The following is a 17,150-nucleotide window of genomic DNA, read 5'->3' on the forward strand; positions in this document are numbered from 1 at the left end:
TTATACTCCGCCCCCTTTTGTGGTCACCGGCGACCCCTCCAGCGAGTCCTGTGGCGCGGTCTGTAAATCGCGATGGCTTACCGTGGGCGAAAAACCCGCCTCGCGCAACCGGACCGCCATCCGCTCGGCGACGTGGACCGAACGGTGCCGCCCGCCTGTACAGCCGAAGGCAACCGTAACATAGGCCTTTCCTTCCGCGCGATAGCGCGGAAGCAACAGCAGCAGCAGCGATTCGATCTGCGCCATCGCCTGATCATAGGCCGGATCGGCGGCGATATAGGCCGACACATCGGCGTCCAGTCCCGTTCCGGGACGAAGCTGCGAATCCCAATGCGGGTTCCTGAGAAAGCGCATGTCGAGCACGAGATCGGCGTCGCGGGGCAGGCCGCGCGAGAAGCCGAACGAGACGATCGTGTAGGTCGTCTTGCCTTCGCCATCGGTGGAGAAGGTGGACCGGATCGCCTGGGCAAGCTGATTCGAGGTCAGATCGGTAGTGTCGATCAACCGGTTCGACCAGCGGCGCAGCGGGCCCAGCAGCTCGCGTTCGCGGGCGATGCCGTCCGCAGCCGGTCGATCCTGCGCAAGCGGATGGCGCCGGCGCGTTTCGGAATAGCGCCGCTCCAGCTCGGCGCCCGAGCATTCGAGGAACAACGTCCCGATATCGTGGCCGTTTTCCTGGCGCAGCTTCTTGATGCGCTGGACGATGCTTTCGGCATCGAAGCCGCGCGTTTGCGTGCCGATGCCGAGCGCGAGCGGCCGCTGATCCTCGCCGCCGCCTTCGCCGGGCGCAGTATCGAGCAGGCGATTGAGCAGCAGCAGCGGCAAATTATCGACCACTTCCCAGCCGAGATCCTCCAACGTGCGCAGCACGGTGGACTTGCCCGCGCCAGACATGCCGGTGACGAGAAGGATCTGCTTGGGGCGTGCCCGGGTCATGCGTCGGCCCGGCGCAGCGCCCGCTCGACCCGGATCGGCGCGGCCGGGCCGATCGCGGTCAGCGCGACCAAGGGCACGTCGATGCCGGCGATTCGGCGGCTGCGCAGGATTTCCGGGAAGCGCGGATCGGGCTCGGCAATCGTAACGATCAGCGCGACCGGCACGCGCTGACGCCGTTCGACCGCCACCTGGCCCAGACCGGCGACGTGCCATTCGCCCTGGCCCGTATCGGGCGCACTTGCGAGAAGGGCGGGCCCCTGGCGCTGGCAGATGGTATGGCCGCCCGACACGAGCGCGGCGCCGCGATCGACTAGGCAAAGCGCGAGGTCGTCGCGCGGCTCGGCGGCGCGGCATTCGATCAGCACGGCCTGACCACCGATCGCGACGCAGGCGACGGCCAGCGTCTCCGCCGACACTTCGGGTGTGCGATTGTCCGCCATCAGTCGCGCACCGCCAATGGCAGCCGCACCACGAACCGTGCTCCGCTCATTCGATCCTCCCGCGATTCCACGACGATGCTCCCCTGATGGCCTTCAACGATGGTGCGGGCGATGGCAAGCCCGAGCCCCGAATGCTGGCCGAATGCCTCGCTGGACGGGCGAACCGAGTGGAAGCGACGGAAGATCGCCTCGCGCGCTTCCTCGGGCACGCCGGGGCCTTCGTCCTCGATGCGGACGACGAGCATGCCGCCCTGCGTACCGGCGCCGATTGTGACGAGGCCGCCGCGCGGCGAGAAGGAGATCGCGTTTTCGATCAGATTGTCGAACACCCGCTCCAGCCGGGCCGGTTCGCCGATCAGCCGGAGCGACAGCCCGGCCGGGCGATCGAAGCGGATTCGCACCTCGCGCGGGTCGGGCCGGGCGTCGCGCTGGGCGATCAGCGCCTCGATCAAGGCACCCAGGTCAAACGGCTCGAACGTCGCGCGGCTGAGCTGGGCGTCGAGCCGCGAGGCATCGGAAATGTCGGTGATCAACCGGTCCAGCCGGTGGATGTCGTCACGCACGATCGCGAGCAACTGGTCACGCAGCGCGGGATCCTTGACGGTCGAAAGCCCCTCGACTGCGGAGCGAAGGGAGGCGAGGGGGTTTTTCAGCTCATGCGTCACATCGGCGGCGAAGCTTTCGGTCGCGTCGATGCGGGCACGCAGCGCCTGGCTCATGTCCGACAGCGCGCGGGCGAGCATGCCGATCTCGTCGCGCCGATCGGGCAGGCGAGGCACCACCACCTCGCGCGCGCGGCCGAGCCGCACCCGGATCGCGGCCCGCGCAAGGCGCCGGAGCGGCCGGACGATGGTGCGCGCGAGGAAGAGCGATAACAGCACCGAAACTAGCGAGACGACGCCGAGCACGACGCCGAGCCGGTAGCGTTCGATGCGCACCGTCTGGGTGATGTCGCGGGCGTTGAACGCGGCCATGACGACGCCGAGGCCGGTGATCGGTGCGGCGGCGGTGATCACGGGCGTTCGGTCCGGCGCGCGCCAGACGGTGGCGGCGGCGGCATGCGTTTCGCTCGCGGTGCGCACGTCGGGCCAGTCGAGGCCGCTGTCGCGTGCGCGTTCGCGATAGAGCGGCACGCGATCGGCGCCTGCCACCCGGTCGATCACCGCATCGAGGAAGCGGGCCGCCGTCTGGCCCCACGGATCCTTGTCGGGATCGCGCAGCACCATGTTGCGCAAGCCGAGCGCGCGGCTGTCGGCGATCATCGCGCCGTCGGGGCCATAGAGGCGGATGCGCGTGCCCATGTCGCGCGCGAGGCTGAGGACGAGCAGGTCGCGGCGCTCGTCGGTTGCGGAGGCCAGTGCCTGCGCGATCAGCCTTACCTCGCGGGTCGCCTGCTCGACGCGGCTGTCGACGATGCGGCTGCGATAGGAATCTAGATAGAAGAAGCCGCCGCAGAGCAGCGCCAGCGCGAAGATGTTGACCGCGAGAATCCGGGGCGTGAGGCTGACCCGGCCGGACCAGCGCAGCGCCAGATCGCGCTCGTCATTCGTCCGAGAACCGGTATCCCGCGCCATAAAGCGTCTCAATCGCATCGAACTCGGGATCCACCTGCCTGAACTTGCGGCGGACACGCTTGATGTGGCTGTCGATGGTCCGGTCATCGACATAGATGTCGTCCTGGTAAGCGGCATCCATCAGCTGGTTGCGCGTCTTGACGATGCCCGGCCGCTGCGCGAGCGTTTCGAGGATCAGGAATTCGGTGACGGTGAGCGTGACGCTGAGCCCGTTCCACGTCACCTTGTGACGCGCCGGGTCCATCGTCAGGCGGCCGCGCTCCAGCGCTTCGGCAACCACCGGCGCGGCGCCCTCGGCGCTGGGCTGCGCGGCTTCGGTGCGGCGCAGGATCGCGCGGATCCGGGCGATCAGCAGGCGCTGCGAGAATGGCTTGGCGATATAATCGTCGGCGCCCATCGCCAGCCCGAGCGCCTCGTCCAACTCGTCGTCCTTGCTGGTGAGGAAGATCACGGGAATGCCGCTCTTCTCGCGCAGGCGGCGCAGCAGTTCCAGCCCGTCCATCTTCGGCATCTTGATGTCGAGCACCGCCAGATCGGGCGGATTGTCGATCAGGGCCTTGAGCGCGCTTTCGCCGTCCGAATAGACGCGCGTGTGGAACCCCTCGGTCTGGAGGGCGATCGACACCGAGGTGAGGATATTGCGGTCGTCGTCGACCAACGCGATCGTGGGCGTCATCCGGCGACCCGAAGCTGGCTCAGAAGCATCATGGCGTTCGTTAGACCAACTTTGGGCCCGCCTCAACCGACTGACAACGTTAACCCGGATTGACCGCGACAATCGGGGCATGCGACGGATCGCGACATAATATTTCAAAGCATGCAACGACATGCACGGCCCGCATCACGGCGGGCCAGGCTTGGGAGAGCAGGGTGACTGATCGTATTTCGCGCCACGGCCTTGCCGTGCAGGGCATCCATAGCGATGCGACGCTTCACTGGAACCTGATCGCGGCGCCGCTGGTCGAGCATGCACTGCGCCGCGGCGAGGGGCAGCTGGCGGCGGACGGCCCGCTGGTCGTCGCGACCGGCAAGCACACCGGGCGATCGGCCAGGGACAAGTTCATCGTCCGCGACGCCGAAACCGAAGACAGCGTGTGGTGGGGCAAGACCAACCAGCCGATGAGCCCCGCGCATTTCTCCGCGCTCCAAGCCGATTTCCTCGCCGAGCTGGGCCGGCGCGACGAGCTGTTCGTGCAGGATCTTTATGGCGGTTCGCAGCCCGAGCACCGCGTGCAGGTGCGCGTCATCAACGAACTGGCGTGGCACAGCCTGTTCATCCGCACGATGCTGGTGCGGCCCGACGCGGCAGCGCTCGCCGATTTCGTGCCCGACTATACGATCATCGATCTGCCGAGCTTTCGCGCCGATCCCGCGCGCCACGGCACGCATGGCGAGACGGTGATCGCGGTGAGCTTTACCGACCGGATGATCCTGATCGGCGGCACCGCCTATGCCGGCGAGATGAAGAAGGGCGTGTTCGGCCTGCTCAACTATCTGTTGCCCGAGCAGGGGATCATGCCGATGCACTGTTCGGCCAATATCGGCCCGGATGGCGACACCGCGATCTTCTTCGGCCTGTCGGGCACCGGCAAGACGACGCTTTCCGCCGATGCCAGCCGCACGCTGATCGGCGATGACGAACATGGCTGGTCCGACACCGCCGTCTTCAATTTCGAGGGCGGCTGCTACGCCAAGATGATCCGCCTTTCGCCCGAAGCCGAGCCCGAGATTTTCGCCACCACCAAACGTTTCGGCACGGTGCTGGAAAATGTGGTGATGGACCGGGTGACGCGGCGGCTCGACCTCGACGACGCCAGCCTGGCGGAGAACAGCCGCGGTTCCTATCCGATCGACTTCATTCCCAATGCCTCGGTCGACAATCTGGGGCCGGTGCCGAAGAACATGATCTTCCTCACCGCCGATGCCTATGGCGTGCTGCCGCCGATTGCTCGGCTGACGCCCGAACAGGCGATGTACCATTTTCTGTCCGGCTATACCGCGCGGGTCGCGGGAACGGAGATCGGCGTCACCGAGCCCGAGGCGACCTTTTCCACCTGTTTCGGCGCGCCGTTCATGCCGCGCCACCCCTCGGTCTATGGCAACCTGCTGAAGAGGCGGATCGCCGAGGGCAACGTGGCGTGCTGGCTGGTCAATACCGGCTGGACCGGCGGCAAATATGGCGTGGGCCACCGCATGCCGATCAAGGCGACGCGCGCGCTGCTGGGTGCCGCGCTCGACGGCAGCCTGAACGATGCCGATTTCCGCACCGACCCCAATTTCGGTTTCGAGGTGCCGGTGGCGGTGCCCGGTGTCGACAGCTTCATTCTCGATCCGCGCGAAACCTGGCCGGACAAGGCGGCCTATGACGCGACCGCCGAGCGGCTGGTCGACCAGTTCGTCGAGAATTTCGCGCAGTTCGAGGCGCATGTCGAACCCGCGGTTCGCGCCGCTGCGCCGAAAACCAACGCGCTCGCCTGAGCGGGGCCGCCGCCTGACCCTGCGGCAGGGCGCGTTTAACCGCGCCCGGGCGAACGCCAGGGTCGGGGAAGGGCCGCTTGCCCGCGGCACTCCCCGACCCGATCGCGCCGTTGCAAGGCCGCGCCGGGGCGTTCAGGCGGTTGTGTTCGTACCCTTTCGCGCCGCGACGTGCCGGTTGATGACATGGCCGAGCACGGTCATCGGCACGTTGCCGCCGAGCACCAGCGCATCGTTGAATGCCCGGAACTCGAAGTGATCGCCGAGATTGGCCTTGGCGCGGGTGCGCAGGCGATTGATCTCGCTATGCCCCACCTTGTAGCCGCAGGCCTGGCCTGGCCAGGCACAATAGCGGTCGACCTCCCCCTGCACCTCGTCCTCCGACGAGCCATTGTTTTCGACGAACCAGCGGATCGCCTGTTCGCGGGGCCAGCGCTTCGCATGCAGCCCTGTGTCGACGACGAGGCGGCAGGCGCGGAACCCGAGCGACTGGAGATAGCCGAGCTTTGCCGCCGGATTGGCGGCATAGACGCCGAGTTCGTCTGCCAGTTGCTCGGCATAGAGCGCCCAGCCTTCGGAATAGGCGTTGAACTGGAGCAGCGAGCGGATCAGCGGCATGCGAAAGGTATATTCGCCCTGCCAGGCATGGCCGGGAATTGCCTCGTGATAGGCGAGATCGGGCAGGCTGTAGCGCGTCCAGATCCCGGTCGAGCGCAGGTTGATCCAGAGGCGGCCCGGCACCTTGCCGTCGATCGTCCCCGGCCCGCCATAGGCGCCGGCAGCGCCGGGTTCCTCGGCCGGCGGCAGGCGCTTCACCTCAACATTTCCGCGCACGAGCGTGTTGAACGCTTGTGGCATGCGGGCGCGCATGTCGTCGATGCTGCGCTGGAGGATCTGGATGATCTCGGCGCGGCCGGCGTCGTCGTCCGGGAAGGCGAAGCGGGGATCGCTGGCGAGCGCGGTCATGCGAGCGCCGACGGTCCCTTGCGAATAGCCCTCGGCCTTCAGGATGACGTCCATCTCGGCCTGGATCTCGCGCAGCTGATCGATGCCCATGCGGTGAACCTCGTCCGGGCTCATCGTCGTGGTGGTGCCGGCGCGCAGTGCCCAGGCGTAATAGGCGTCGCCGTCCGGGAATTTCCACACGCCGGCGTCGGAGGTGGCGAGCGCGCGGTGACGCTCCAGCTCGGTGATCTGCCGTTCGAGCGCCGGTGTGACGCGCGTGGTCGCCAGTTCCCAGGCGCGCTGGCCGTAATCGCCCTTCATGCGTGCGGTGCGGTTGGCGACCGAGGTGACAATGCCCCAGCCGGCCGGATCGCCGCTGCGCGCGAGGCGGATCTGCTTCAGGCATTTGTCGAGCAGGAAATCGGGGGCGACGACACCCAGCGAGGCGGCGGTGCGCAGCCGTTCGGTCTCGCCTTCGAGCTGGTCGGCATAGGAATCGAGACGGTCGATATAGGCTTCGGCATCGTCCTGCGTCGCGATCTGATGCTCGCTGTCGAGCAGGCGCGGCACGTCCAGAAAGGCGCCGACATTCTGCGCCACCACATAGGGTGCGTTGCGCCAGCCGCCGACCGCGACGTCGCCATAGGGAAATGACAGCCCGTCCAGCGCATTGGCATAGGCGGTTCGCACGACATCGATGTGGACACCCATGTCCGGCGACAGCGTGGCGGGATCGATCCGGCCGGTCTCGGCGAGTGTTTCCCGAAGATGGGCGGCCATCTTGGCGCGCCCGAGCGGCGAGCGATCGGTCAGCCGGTGCTTGAGCGGCGCGCGCGCATCCTTGTCGATGCCAAGCCCCGTTGCCGCTTCGGGGTTGAGTGCGAGCAGCGCGTCCGCGGTCCGGTCGATCAGCGCCTGCGCGCGCGTGTCCGCGGCTCCGGCGGGGTTGCCGGCCATCGCGAGGCCGGGGAAGGCGAAAAGCGAGCTCGAACCGAGCAGCAGCTCGCGGCGGGTGGGACGCATGGGTACCTCTGATGTCGATTATTGCGGGGGAAGGGCGGGGGCGGCTTCGACGATCAGCGTAGCACCGCGCGCGCCGGTGATGCGAACGCGCGCGCCGGCTGGCGCCTCGACGCCCTCGGCAGGCCATTCGCCGTCGCCGACGCGCACGCGGCCGGGCCCGTCACCGATCGGCTCGACGACGAGCACGGTTTCGCCGACCAGGCGGGCGATGCGATCGTTGAGCATCGGATCAGCGCTTTCGACGGGGAAGTCGCGGTACCAGCGCCGCCCGATCAGCACCGCCGCGACCGACCATCCGGCAAAGCCGAGCAACTGGCCGCCGAGCGACAGTTCGGGGAACAACAATGCCACCGCGCCGGTGAGCGCCGCGGCGGCGGCGAAGAAGATCATGTAGACGCCGGGCAGCACGATCTCGGCGATCGCGAGCGTGATCGCGCCGATCAGCCAGAGCACGGCGGCGTGCTGGAGCGAGTCCACCCGGCGTCAGTCCAGTCGTTCGAACGGGCCGCTGCGGCGCGGCGGGGGCGGCGCCGCCGTCGGCTTGGCTGCGCTGTCGCCCAGCACGTCCTTGGCCAGCTCGCCGATGCCGCCCAGCGTGCCGATCAGCTGGGTCGCCTCGACCGGGAACAGGATCGTCTTGGCGTTGGGCGAAGTCGCGAACTTGCCGACCGCCTCGACATATTTCTGGGCGATGAAGTAGTTGAGCGACTGGCTCGACCCCGCCTCGATCGCATCGGAGACGAGACGGGTCGCCTCCGCCTCCGCCTGAGCGGCGCGCTCGCGTGCCTCGGCGTCGCGAAAGGCGGATTCGCGGCGCCCTTCGGCCTCGAGGATGCGGGCCTGCTTCTGCCCCTCGGCGCGCAGGATTTCGGACTGGCGGGCGCCCTCCGCCTCGAGAATGTTCGCGCGCTTTTCACGCTCGGCCTTCATCTGACGACCCATCGCGTTGACGATATCGGCCGGTGGGCGGATGTCCTTGATTTCGACTCGGGTGATCTTGACGCCCCACGGCGTGGTCGCATGATCGACGACGGAAAGCAGCCGGGCGTTGATCTCGTCGCGCTTCGACAGCGTTTCGTCGAGGTCCATCGAACCCATCACGGTGCGCAGATTGGTGGTCGTGAGGTTCAGCAGCGCGACGTACAGATCGGACACCTCATAAGCCGCCTTGGCCGCATCGAGCACCTGGAAGAAGACGACGCCGTCGGTGGAGATGATGGCATTGTCCTTGGTGATGATCTCCTGCCCTGGAATATCGATCACCTGCTCCATCATGTTCACCTTGCGGCCGACGCGATAGAAGAACGCCGGATAGAAGTTGAAGCCCGGTGTCGCCACCGCGGTGAAGCGGCCGAAATGCTCGACGGTGAAATGATAGCCCTGGGTGACGATCTTGATGCTCGATAGGACGTAGACGAAGATCAGCACCGCCAGCGCCACCAGAAAAACGGAAATCACATCCATCTGCCCCGAGTCCTCTCGCAATTCCCACCCTTGCTAGCATAGAGAGGCGGCATGACCACAGCCAGACTGGCGCCGCGAACCGCGCTTTTCCTGCCCGCATCGAACCCCCGTGCGATCGCCAAGGCTCGTACGCTCGACGTCGACATGGTGATCCTGGATCTTGAGGATGCCGTTCGGCCCGACGCGAAGGACGCGGCGCGCGATGCGGCCGTCGAGGCGGTGGCGGCCGGCTTCGGCGATCGCATCGTCGCGATCCGCGTCAACGCAGCCGATACGGCCGAGCATCAGATTGACTTTGCGGCGGTGGCCGGCTCGGCATGCGACATGATCGTGGTACCGAAGGTGGAGAGCGCCGGGACCGCAGCAGCCGTTGCAGCGGCGGGCAAGCCCATTCTCGCGATGATCGAAACCCCGGCGGGCGTATTGGCGGCGGCGGCGATCGCGGCGGTGCCGGGTGTCGCCGGCCTGATCGCAGGCACCAACGACCTGAAGGCGACGCTGGGCATTCCGGCGGCCGCGGGCCGCGGCGGCCTTTCGCTGGCGCTTCAGGCGGTCGTGCTGGCCGCCCGGGCCGGTAGTGGCTGGGCGCTCGACGGCGTGTACAACGCACTCGACGATGCGGATGGGCTGGCGGCGGAGTGCCGCGAGGGGCGGGCCATCGGCTTTGACGGCAAGACGCTGATCCATCCCGCGCAGGTCGAGATTGCCCGAGCTGCCTTCTCGCCGACCGACGGGGAGATTGCCGAGGCAGAGGCGCTGGTGGCGGCGGCACGAGGTGGTGCCGAGCGATTTGCGGATCGCATGATCGAGGCGATGCATGTCGATCAGGCCCGCGCGCTGCTTGCCCGCACTGACCGGCATCATGGATGAGCAAATAATTCGTCGTTCCGTTTCCGTCGGGGCACGCGACGCCTCTATGTCTATTGCATGGGGGATTTGGAGTCACTCGACAGTCAGCTGCTCCAGGCGATCGGCGCGATCGAAACGCTGATGGCGCGCGATACCTGCGACGTCGCGACGCTGTCGCAGCTTCGGTACAAGACCGCGCAGGTGATCGCTGCGCGCCGGCCGGCAATCGATGCCCTTTTCAACGCGGCGATGGCGGCGGGCGGCGAACGGCGCGAGGCGGCGCTCGCGCTTCGATCGGGCAATCTCGACGTGCGGATGCAGTATAGCGATCATGTCGGCGCCTGGCCGATCGGGCGGGCGGCGCGCGATCTGCCCGGCTATCTTGCCGCGGCCAACCAGTTGAGCGCGGCGATCCGCGCGCAGATGGATGCCGAGCGTTCAGCGCTCTATCCGAACCTGGCACGGGCGCTTTCGTCCACCCCCTAGCGCTTTGCCACCCTCACGGTTACATGGGCCGCCAACCTTCGACTCAAAGGATCTGGCGCCTCCCATGGACATCCCTCTCGGCCTGACTTTCGACGACGTCCTTCTCTATCCGGGCGAATCGGAGATCGTTCCGAGCATGGCCGACACGCGAACCCGCGTGACGCGCGAACTCTCGCTAAACATCCCGGTGCTGTCATCGGCGATGGACACTGTGACCGAGGGCGACATGGCAATCGTGATGGCACAGCTGGGCGGCATCGGCGTGCTTCACCGCAATCTGGAGGTGCATGAGCAGGTCGAAGCGGTGCGCGCCGTCAAGCGGTTCGAAAGCGGGATGGTGGTCAATCCGATCACCATGGCGCCCACCGGCACGCTGGCCGATGCCCAGGCGCTGATGGCGCGTCACCGGATCAGCGGCATTCCGATCGTGGAGGCTGGTGGCCGGCTGGTCGGCATCCTCACGCACCGCGACGTCCGCTTCGCCGAAAATCCCGGCCAGCCGGTTTCGGAGTTGATGACGCACCAGAATCTTGCCACGGTGAAGCTGGGGGTGGGCCAGGACGAGGCCCGCCGGTTGCTGCACCAGCGCCGGATCGAAAAGCTGCTGGTGGTCGACGACGACTATCGCTGCGTCGGTCTGATCACGGTCAAGGACATCGAAAAGGCGGTGACCTATCCGCACGCCACCAAGGATGTCAGCGGGCGGCTATGCGTCGCCGCCGCGACGACGGTGGGTGACAAGGGCTTTGCCCGCACCGAGGCGCTGGTCGACGCCGAAGTCGATCTGATCGTGATCGACACCGCGCATGGCCACAACAAGGATGTCGGCCGCGCCGTCGAGCGCGTCAAGAAACTGTCCAACCGCGTGCAGGTGATCGCCGGCAACATCGCCACCGCCGAGGCGGCGCGCGCGTTGATCGATGCGGGTGCCGACGGCATCAAGGTGGGCATCGGACCGGGTTCGATCTGCACCACGCGCGTCGTGGCCGGCGTCGGCGTTCCCCAGCTCACCGCCGTCATGGATGCGGCGGCCGAAGCGGCGAAGTCGAACGTGCCGGTGATCGCCGATGGCGGCATCCGCACCTCCGGCGATGTTGCCAAGGCGATCGCGGCGGGCGCGGGCGCCGTGATGATCGGGTCGCTCCTCGCGGGTACCGAAGAGGCACCGGGTGAAACGTTCCTCTATCAGGGGCGGGCCTATAAGTCCTATCGCGGCATGGGCTCGGTGGGCGCGATGGCGAAGGGCTCTGCCGACCGCTATTTCCAGCAGGACATCAAGGATCAGCTGAAGCTGGTGCCCGAAGGCATCGAGGGCCAGGTGCCGTACAAGGGCCCGGCGCGCGACGTGATCCACCAGCTTGTCGGCGGCGTGAAGGCGTCGATGGGCTATGTCGGCGCCGCGACGATCCCCGAATTCCAGCAAAAGGCGCGGTTCGTCCGCATCACCAATGCGGGGCTTCGCGAAAGCCACGTCCATGACGTGACGATCACGCGCGAGGCCCCCAATTATCCGACGCGCTGATCGCGCTCAGCGACGCATCTGGGCATTGGACGGCAGCGCGAGCACGCTGCCGTCCTCGGCCTGCCAGTGGACACGGTCGCGGCCCGCATGCTTGGCGGCGTACAGACCGCGATCGGCGATGCGGTAGAGCGACTGGAAATCGGCCGCGCCGCGTGTTTCGGCGACGCCGATGCTGACCGTCACCTTCTGCCCCGCGATGCTCTCGTCATGATCCAGCGCAGCGATTTCCTGGCGAACCTGATCGGCGAAGCGAATCAGCGGCAGGCCCGTCAGCCCGACGATCATCATCGCGAACTCTTCGCCGCCCATGCGCGCGGCCGCGCATGCTGGGCCCTCCCAGCGCCGGAGACGCTCGGAAATTCTGGCGAGCACATGATCGCCGGCCTCGTGCCCATAGGCGTCATTGATCGACTTGAAGCGATCGACGTCCATCAACAGCAGCGACACCGGCGCGTCTTCGCGATGCGCCCGTTGCAGCAGCGGATCGATCGCAGCGAGCAGCCCGCGGCGATTGTAGAGGCCGGTCAGCGGATCACGCCCGGCGAGATCGCTGGCGCGGGCTTCGGCGGCTCTCGCGCTATCCCGTTCCGATCGCATCGCCGCCAGCCGCCGGCTTGCCGCGACCGACAGCCAGATCGTTTGCCAAGCAGCCGCGAACAGGACGGCGATCTGCGCGCCACCGCCCCAGAGGGCGCTGCCGAAATCGACGAGTTGGGTAAGCGCGAGCGCGAACATCGGCACGGCCCAGGCGCCGGAAAGATCGCGCGCCTCGGTGCTGCCGCGTCGCCAGCCGATCGTCAGGCACGCTGCGACCGCGACAAGCACCGCCAGCACCGCAACGCCCAGCGCCATGCCGATCGGGCCGATCGCCGCACTCCGAACGAGGGTGGCCGGGATGCCGATCACGCTGACCGCGATGCCCAGCGCCAACGTTGAACGGCGCAGCCAGACCGGCACGGCGCCGTCGAGCGACGTCACGGCGCCGATCGCTGCGAGCGTAACCGCGAGCGAGGCCAACAGGGTGCTGAGCTGTGCCGCGACCAGCCCGGCGATCGACGGCACCACCAGCAGCGCGAACTGCGACCAGACCGCACCCCATAGCAGCATGCAGGCGGACCATGCGCCCTGCCATGCAAGATATTGACGGCGGATGGCGAGCGCCAGCGACAGATTGTAGATCGCGCCCACCAGCAGCAACGTCAGCGCCGCGCCGACTAGCGCGGCCAGAACGCCCGACTGAACCTCTGCGGCGCCCGCCGGCACCATGCGGATTCGCAAGAGATCGTGACTGGCCAGCCGATCGATCCGCAGCACGATGCCGGTCAGCGCCGCACGATCGTCGCTGGCGGTAAAGCCGATCTGGCCGCCGGGGCGCCAGTGCGTGCCGAAGGCGCCGCTTCGCACCGACTCCCATTCGGTGGAACCATCGGCAAAGCGAAAGCCGACGGCCAGCCTGTCGAATCTCGTCTGGTGGATCAGTATCGCGGGCGCAGGCGAGCCGGATGCTACGTTCAGCCTAAGCCACAGGCTGCGATCCTGGTAGCCGGTTGGCGGCTGACCGCAATCGAAGGCGAGTTCGGGCAGGGCACGATCCGGCGTGTCGAGCGGCGTTATGGCGTGGCAATCGGTAATGCCCGCTGCGGCCGCGTTCCCATGCGCGGCGGGTGCCGCCAGCAACAGCAGGGGCAACAGCAAGGCGAGCCATGCACGCAATCTCTGTGCAGCACATACGTGTAGCATGTTCAATGCATCGCATTTTTTTGATGTATATGATATTACCAGTCGTACGGGGCCGGCGATTTCCTGTCCAAGGCCAACTACGTCTTTTCACGCGGCGCGCGATCTGCTTAGCGCTGACGCGATGAAACCCGCCGCCCGCGTTCAGATGGCGATCGACATCCTCGATCAGGTCGTAACCGCCGCTCGTCATCAGGGGCCCGCCGCCGACACCATCCTCGCACGCTGGTTTGCCGAGCGGCGCTTTGCCGGCTCCAAGGATCGGCGGGCCGTACGCGACCTGGTCTATGACGCCATCCGCCTGTGCGGCGAGGTGCCGGCGAACGGGCGCGCGGCGATCCTCGCACTTGCCGAGGTGAGCCCGGACCTGCTGCCGATGTTCGACGGCTCCGACTATGGGCCGGCCCCGATTGCACCGGGTGAGGTGGCGGCGGCGATCGGTGTTGCGCCCCGCTGGCTGGAAGAAGCCTTGGCGGAGTCCGGCCTGGACGAGTCCGAACGCCGTGCGCTGCTCGATCGGGCGCCGCTCGACATCCGGGTCAACCGCCTGAAAGCGTCGCCGGCGGATGTGGCGGGCATCCTGCCGGAGGCTGCCCCGCTCGCGTTTCTGCCCGATGCGCTGCGCCTTTCGGAGGCGAGCGGAGTCGACAAGCTGCAGGCTTATGCCGATGGCTGGTTCGAAGTGCAGGATGCCGGCAGTCAGCTGGTCGGCCTGCTTGCCGATGCCCGCGCGGGCGATCGCGTGATCGATCTGTGTGCGGGCGGCGGCGGCAAGACGCTGGCGCTTGCCGCGACGATGGCGAATCGCGGCACGATTCTCGCGTGCGACGTCGATCGGCCGCGCCTGTCGCGACTGGCGCCTCGCGCGGCCCGCGCCGGTGTCACCATCGCGGAGACGCGGCTGCTCGATCCTGGTCGCGAGGTCGAGCAGATGGATGACCAGCGCGAACGGGCGGATCTGGTTCTGGTCGATGCGCCTTGCTCGGGCACGGGAACCTGGCGCCGCAACCCGGAAGCGCGGTGGCGGCTGACGCCGGCGATGCTCGAGCGCTATGTCGCCACCCAGGCGCATCTGCTCGACGTTGCCGCAGCGCTTGTGCGTCCGGGGGGCAGCTTGGTCCATATCGTCTGTTCGCTGCTCGACGCCGAGGGGGCGGGGCAGGCTCAGGCGTTTCTCGATCGCCATCCAGGCTGGTCGGCTGTCCCGCTCTCAGCGCCGATCGGGCGACCGCGCGGCCCGGGCATGCGGCTGACGCCGCTGGGGGACTCGACCGATGGCTTTTTTGTCGCGAAGATGGTGCGGCAATGATAGCCAGACGCGCTTCACTTTCGGAGATTTCGATGCGGATCACGACGATCTCGGCGGCGGCGGCGCTGCTTGCCCTGACGGTTTCGACCAGCCTCAATGCGCAGCGGCCGGACAACCAGATCGATCCGCGATCGGTGGCGTTGGTGGCGCAGGCGCGCTCGGCGCAGGCGAGCGGCAATCTGTCGCGCGCCAACGACTTGCTGGAAAGCGCGCTGGCAGTCGATCCGCGCAATCGCGAGGCGTTCGTCGTGCTGGCCGATATCGCGCGCGCGCAGAGCCTGCCCGGCAAGGCGATCCGGTTTTATGGCGAGGCGCTGAAACTGGAGCCGAACGATCTTGCCGCACTGCGCGGCCAGGGCGAGGCGATGGTCGCCAAGGGCGCAATCCAGCGCGCGAAGGACAATCTCGTCAAGATCAAGACGATCTGCAAATCGGCGTGCGCCGACGCGACGGCGCTTGCTGCTGCGATCACCAAGGGCCCGCCGCCGACGCCGGTCGCCGCCAATGACGAGCCGAAGAAGGTGGAAGCGCAGCCCTGACGTCGTAGCGAGTCAGGTCGAAGCGGTCATCTGGCGGGCGATTGAGCCGAATTCGGCGACCGTGACCGTCTCGGCGCGCCGGCTGGTGTCGATGCCAAGCGCATCCAGCGCGGCCAGCGCGCCCGGCACACCCTTCAGGCTCTGGCGCAGCATCTTTCGACGCTGCCCGAACGCCGCGGCCGTCAGCTGCTCCAGCGTTTTGAGCTGGATGCCCTCCGGCTGGTCGTCGGGCGTGATGTGCACGACGGCGGACATCACCTTTGGCGGCGGCGTGAATGCCGAACGATGGACGTTCATCGCGATCCGCGGCGTCGAACGCCATTGGGCAAGGACGGCGAGCCGGCCATAATGATCGCTTGCCGCGGGCGCGACGACGCGTTCGGCCACTTCCTTCTGGAACATCAGCGTCAGGCTTGCCCACCAGGGCTGCCATTCCGCCGACAGCCAGCCGACCAGCAGCGCGGTGCCGACATTATAGGGAAGATTGGCGACGATGTGCGGGCGGCCGTCGAACAGCGAGGGCGCATCGATCTCCAGCGCATCGGCTTCGATCACGCGAAGCTGGCCGGGAAAGAAGCTGCCGAGTTCCTCGAGCGCGGGGATGCAGCGCCGATCGCGCTCGACCGCCGTTACCCTGGCGCCCGCCTGAAGCAGCGCGCGGGTGAGACCGCCGGGGCCGGGGCCAACCTCGAACACCTCGTCGCCGGCGAGCGCGCCGGGCACCTTGGCGATGCGCGCGAGCAGTTGGCCGTCGAACAGGAAGTTCTGACCCAGTGCCTTGCTGGCGCTCAACCCATAGCGGGCGATGACGTCGCGGAGCGGCGGAAGATCGGGGGTCACGCGGCGAGTTCGGCCCTGCGTCGGGCCGCGTCAGCGGCCATGCGGATCGCGGCGATCATCGCGCCGGGATGCGCCTGATCGGCACCAGCGATGCCGAAGGCGGTGCCGTGATCGGGCGAGGTTCGCACGATCGGCAGGCCAAGGGTGATGTTCACGCCCTCGTCGAAATGCAGCGTCTTGATCGGAATCAGCGCCTGATCGTGGAACGGGCAGAGCGCAGCGTCGAACAGCGCACGGGCGCGCGGGTGGAACATGGTGTCGCCCGCGAACGGGCCGGTCGCATCGATGCCCTCGCTGCGCAGCCGTTCGATCGCGGGGGCGATGATCTCGATCTCCTCCCGGCCGAGCGCGCCGTTTTCGCCGCCATGCGGGTTCAGGCCCGCAAAGGCCAGGCGCGGACGCTCGATCCCGAAATTGCGCTGGAGACCACGCGCCGTAACGCGCCCCTTGGCGACGATCAGCTCGGACGTCAGCAGTCCGGGAACCTGGGCAAGCGGGACGTGGACCGTGATCGGCACCACCCGGAGCGTGGGTCCGGCGAGCATCATCACCGCGTTTTCCGGCGAGACGCCACAACGTTCAGCGACGAATTCGGTCTGGCCGGGATAGCTGAACCCGACCGAATAGAGCTGCGACTTGGCGACCGGCCCGGTGACGAGCGCGCCTGCCGCGCCGGCACTCGCCAAGCCCACGGCGACTTCGAGCGACTGGAGCGCGATACGGGCGGTGCCAAGCGTCGGCGCGCCCGGCGTCACGCCGCTGCCGTCGCTGACCGCCAGCACAGGCAGGGCGTCTTCGAAATGAGCCGACGCGGCGGCGGGTTCGCCGATCTCGTGGATCGGGCCATCCCAGACCGCGCGAATGGCGTTCACGTCGCCGATCGCGAAGAACGGTGCCAGCGAATGCAGCTGACGCGCGGTCCATGCCTTGGCGACGATTTCCGGGCCGATGCCGGCCGAATCGCCCATCGCGATGGCGATGGGGCGGATCGTCTCGCCAGCCGCCGTCACG

At 67.5% G+C, this 17,150-nt stretch carries 16 protein-coding genes; 6 read left to right on the top strand and 10 right to left on the bottom strand.

The window, feature by feature from the left end; all coding sequences use genetic code 11:
• The 4 genes from rapZ to ACX40Y_RS13605 are packed head-to-tail and all read right to left on the bottom strand — an operon-like array spanning position 1 to position 3,626.
• Positions 1–936 (bottom strand): RNase adapter RapZ, encoded by a 936-nt coding sequence (gene rapZ, locus ACX40Y_RS13590; protein ID WP_459120104.1) that lies wholly within the window; start codon positions 934–936, stop codon positions 1–3.
• Positions 933–1,376, bottom strand: coding sequence for an aldolase (locus ACX40Y_RS13595; protein ID WP_459120105.1), 444 nt, complete (start codon positions 1,374–1,376; stop codon positions 933–935). The genes rapZ and ACX40Y_RS13595 overlap by 4 nt, the downstream gene beginning before the upstream one ends.
• Positions 1,376–2,950, bottom strand: a complete 1,575-nt coding sequence (locus ACX40Y_RS13600; protein ID WP_459120106.1) for a sensor histidine kinase — start codon at positions 2,948–2,950, stop codon at positions 1,376–1,378. Before ACX40Y_RS13600 ends, ACX40Y_RS13595 begins: the two co-directional genes overlap by 1 nt.
• Positions 2,919–3,626, bottom strand: coding sequence for a response regulator (locus tag ACX40Y_RS13605; protein ID WP_459120107.1), 708 nt, complete (start codon positions 3,624–3,626; stop codon positions 2,919–2,921). The genes ACX40Y_RS13600 and ACX40Y_RS13605 overlap by 32 nt, the downstream gene beginning before the upstream one ends.
• A 194-nt stretch (positions 3,627–3,820) precedes the next feature.
• Between ACX40Y_RS13605 and ACX40Y_RS13610 the strand changes: the two genes are divergently transcribed.
• Complete coding sequence (locus tag ACX40Y_RS13610) at positions 3,821–5,428, top strand: phosphoenolpyruvate carboxykinase (protein ID WP_459120108.1); 1,608 nt, start codon at positions 3,821–3,823, stop codon at positions 5,426–5,428.
• Positions 5,429–5,560: 132 nt separating this feature from the next.
• Here the strand turns inward: ACX40Y_RS13610 and ACX40Y_RS13615 are convergent, their stop codons facing one another.
• Genes ACX40Y_RS13615 through ACX40Y_RS13625 form a run of 3 tightly spaced genes read right to left on the bottom strand, consistent with a single transcriptional unit; the run spans position 5,561 to position 8,857 of the window.
• Entirely contained in the window at positions 5,561–7,393 is a 1,833-nt protein-coding gene (locus ACX40Y_RS13615; RefSeq protein ID WP_459120109.1) for a DUF885 domain-containing protein, read from the bottom strand.
• Positions 7,394–7,411: 18 nt separating this feature from the next.
• A complete protein-coding gene (locus tag ACX40Y_RS13620) occupies positions 7,412–7,870 on the bottom strand; it encodes an NfeD family protein (RefSeq protein WP_459120110.1) in 459 nt (152 codons plus the stop codon).
• A gap of 6 nt (positions 7,871–7,876) precedes the next feature.
• A complete protein-coding gene (locus tag ACX40Y_RS13625; RefSeq protein WP_459120111.1) occupies positions 7,877–8,857 on the bottom strand; it encodes an SPFH domain-containing protein in 981 nt (326 codons plus the stop codon).
• A gap of 51 nt (positions 8,858–8,908) precedes the next feature.
• Here ACX40Y_RS13625 and ACX40Y_RS13630 point away from each other — a divergent pair, with 51 nt between their 5' ends.
• The 3 genes from ACX40Y_RS13630 to guaB all read left to right on the top strand — a co-directional run bounded on the left by ACX40Y_RS13630 (position 8,909) and on the right by guaB (position 11,714).
• Complete coding sequence (locus ACX40Y_RS13630) at positions 8,909–9,727, top strand: HpcH/HpaI aldolase/citrate lyase family protein (protein WP_459120112.1); 819 nt, start codon at positions 8,909–8,911, stop codon at positions 9,725–9,727.
• A 57-nt stretch (positions 9,728–9,784) separates the two neighbouring features.
• Entirely contained in the window at positions 9,785–10,192 is a 408-nt protein-coding gene (locus tag ACX40Y_RS13635; protein ID WP_459120113.1) for a hypothetical protein, read from the top strand.
• A 64-nt stretch (positions 10,193–10,256) separates the two neighbouring features.
• The gene (guaB, locus tag ACX40Y_RS13640) at positions 10,257–11,714 is read left to right on the top strand and encodes an IMP dehydrogenase (protein WP_459120114.1); all 1,458 of its coding nucleotides are present in this window, start codon (positions 10,257–10,259) and stop codon (positions 11,712–11,714) included.
• A 6-nt stretch (positions 11,715–11,720) separates the two neighbouring features.
• Here guaB and ACX40Y_RS13645 read toward each other — a convergent pair whose 3' ends face one another.
• A complete protein-coding gene (locus ACX40Y_RS13645) occupies positions 11,721–13,409 on the bottom strand; it encodes a GGDEF domain-containing protein (RefSeq protein ID WP_459120115.1) in 1,689 nt (562 codons plus the stop codon).
• 166 nt (positions 13,410–13,575) lie between these two features.
• Between ACX40Y_RS13645 and ACX40Y_RS13650 the strand changes: the two genes are divergently transcribed.
• Together ACX40Y_RS13650 and ACX40Y_RS13655 are read left to right on the top strand one after the other, a co-directional pair.
• Positions 13,576–14,760, top strand: coding sequence for an RsmB/NOP family class I SAM-dependent RNA methyltransferase (locus tag ACX40Y_RS13650; protein WP_459120116.1), 1,185 nt, complete (start codon positions 13,576–13,578; stop codon positions 14,758–14,760).
• A 32-nt stretch (positions 14,761–14,792) separates the two neighbouring features.
• Positions 14,793–15,299 (top strand): tetratricopeptide repeat protein, encoded by a 507-nt coding sequence (locus ACX40Y_RS13655; protein WP_459120117.1) that lies wholly within the window; start codon positions 14,793–14,795, stop codon positions 15,297–15,299.
• Between the two features lie 12 nt (positions 15,300–15,311).
• Here the strand turns inward: ACX40Y_RS13655 and rsmA are convergent, their stop codons facing one another.
• Positions 15,312–16,139: a 16S rRNA (adenine(1518)-N(6)/adenine(1519)-N(6))-dimethyltransferase RsmA gene (gene rsmA / locus ACX40Y_RS13660; protein ID WP_459120118.1), complete on the bottom strand. Its 828-nt coding sequence runs from the start codon at positions 16,137–16,139 to the stop codon at positions 15,312–15,314.
• The gene (pdxA, locus tag ACX40Y_RS13665) at positions 16,136–17,149 is read right to left on the bottom strand and encodes a 4-hydroxythreonine-4-phosphate dehydrogenase PdxA (RefSeq protein ID WP_459120119.1); all 1,014 of its coding nucleotides are present in this window, start codon (positions 17,147–17,149) and stop codon (positions 16,136–16,138) included. The genes rsmA and pdxA overlap by 4 nt, the downstream gene beginning before the upstream one ends.
• Between the last annotated feature and the right edge of the window lies 1 nt (position 17,150).

The sequence above is a fragment of the Sphingomonas sp. RS6 genome (assembly GCF_054489705.1).

Coding starts and splice junctions, on each gene's coding strand:
- rapZ (WP_459120104.1), bottom strand. CDS start 936: ATGACCCGGGCACGCCCCAAGCAGATCCTTCTCGTCACCGGCATGTCT.
- ACX40Y_RS13595 (WP_459120105.1), bottom strand. CDS start 1,376: ATGGCGGACAATCGCACACCCGAAGTGTCGGCGGAGACGCTGGCCGTC.
- ACX40Y_RS13600 (WP_459120106.1), bottom strand. CDS start 2,950: ATGGCGCGGGATACCGGTTCTCGGACGAATGACGAGCGCGATCTGGCG.
- ACX40Y_RS13605 (WP_459120107.1), bottom strand. CDS start 3,626: ATGACGCCCACGATCGCGTTGGTCGACGACGACCGCAATATCCTCACC.
- ACX40Y_RS13615 (WP_459120109.1), bottom strand. CDS start 7,393: ATGCGTCCCACCCGCCGCGAGCTGCTGCTCGGTTCGAGCTCGCTTTTC.
- ACX40Y_RS13625 (WP_459120111.1), bottom strand. CDS start 8,857: ATGGATGTGATTTCCGTTTTTCTGGTGGCGCTGGCGGTGCTGATCTTC.
- ACX40Y_RS13630 (WP_459120112.1), top strand. CDS start 8,909: ATGACCACAGCCAGACTGGCGCCGCGAACCGCGCTTTTCCTGCCCGCA.
- ACX40Y_RS13635 (WP_459120113.1), top strand. CDS start 9,785: ATGGGGGATTTGGAGTCACTCGACAGTCAGCTGCTCCAGGCGATCGGC.
- guaB (WP_459120114.1), top strand. CDS start 10,257: ATGGACATCCCTCTCGGCCTGACTTTCGACGACGTCCTTCTCTATCCG.
- ACX40Y_RS13650 (WP_459120116.1), top strand. CDS start 13,576: ATGAAACCCGCCGCCCGCGTTCAGATGGCGATCGACATCCTCGATCAG.
- ACX40Y_RS13655 (WP_459120117.1), top strand. CDS start 14,793: ATGCGGATCACGACGATCTCGGCGGCGGCGGCGCTGCTTGCCCTGACG.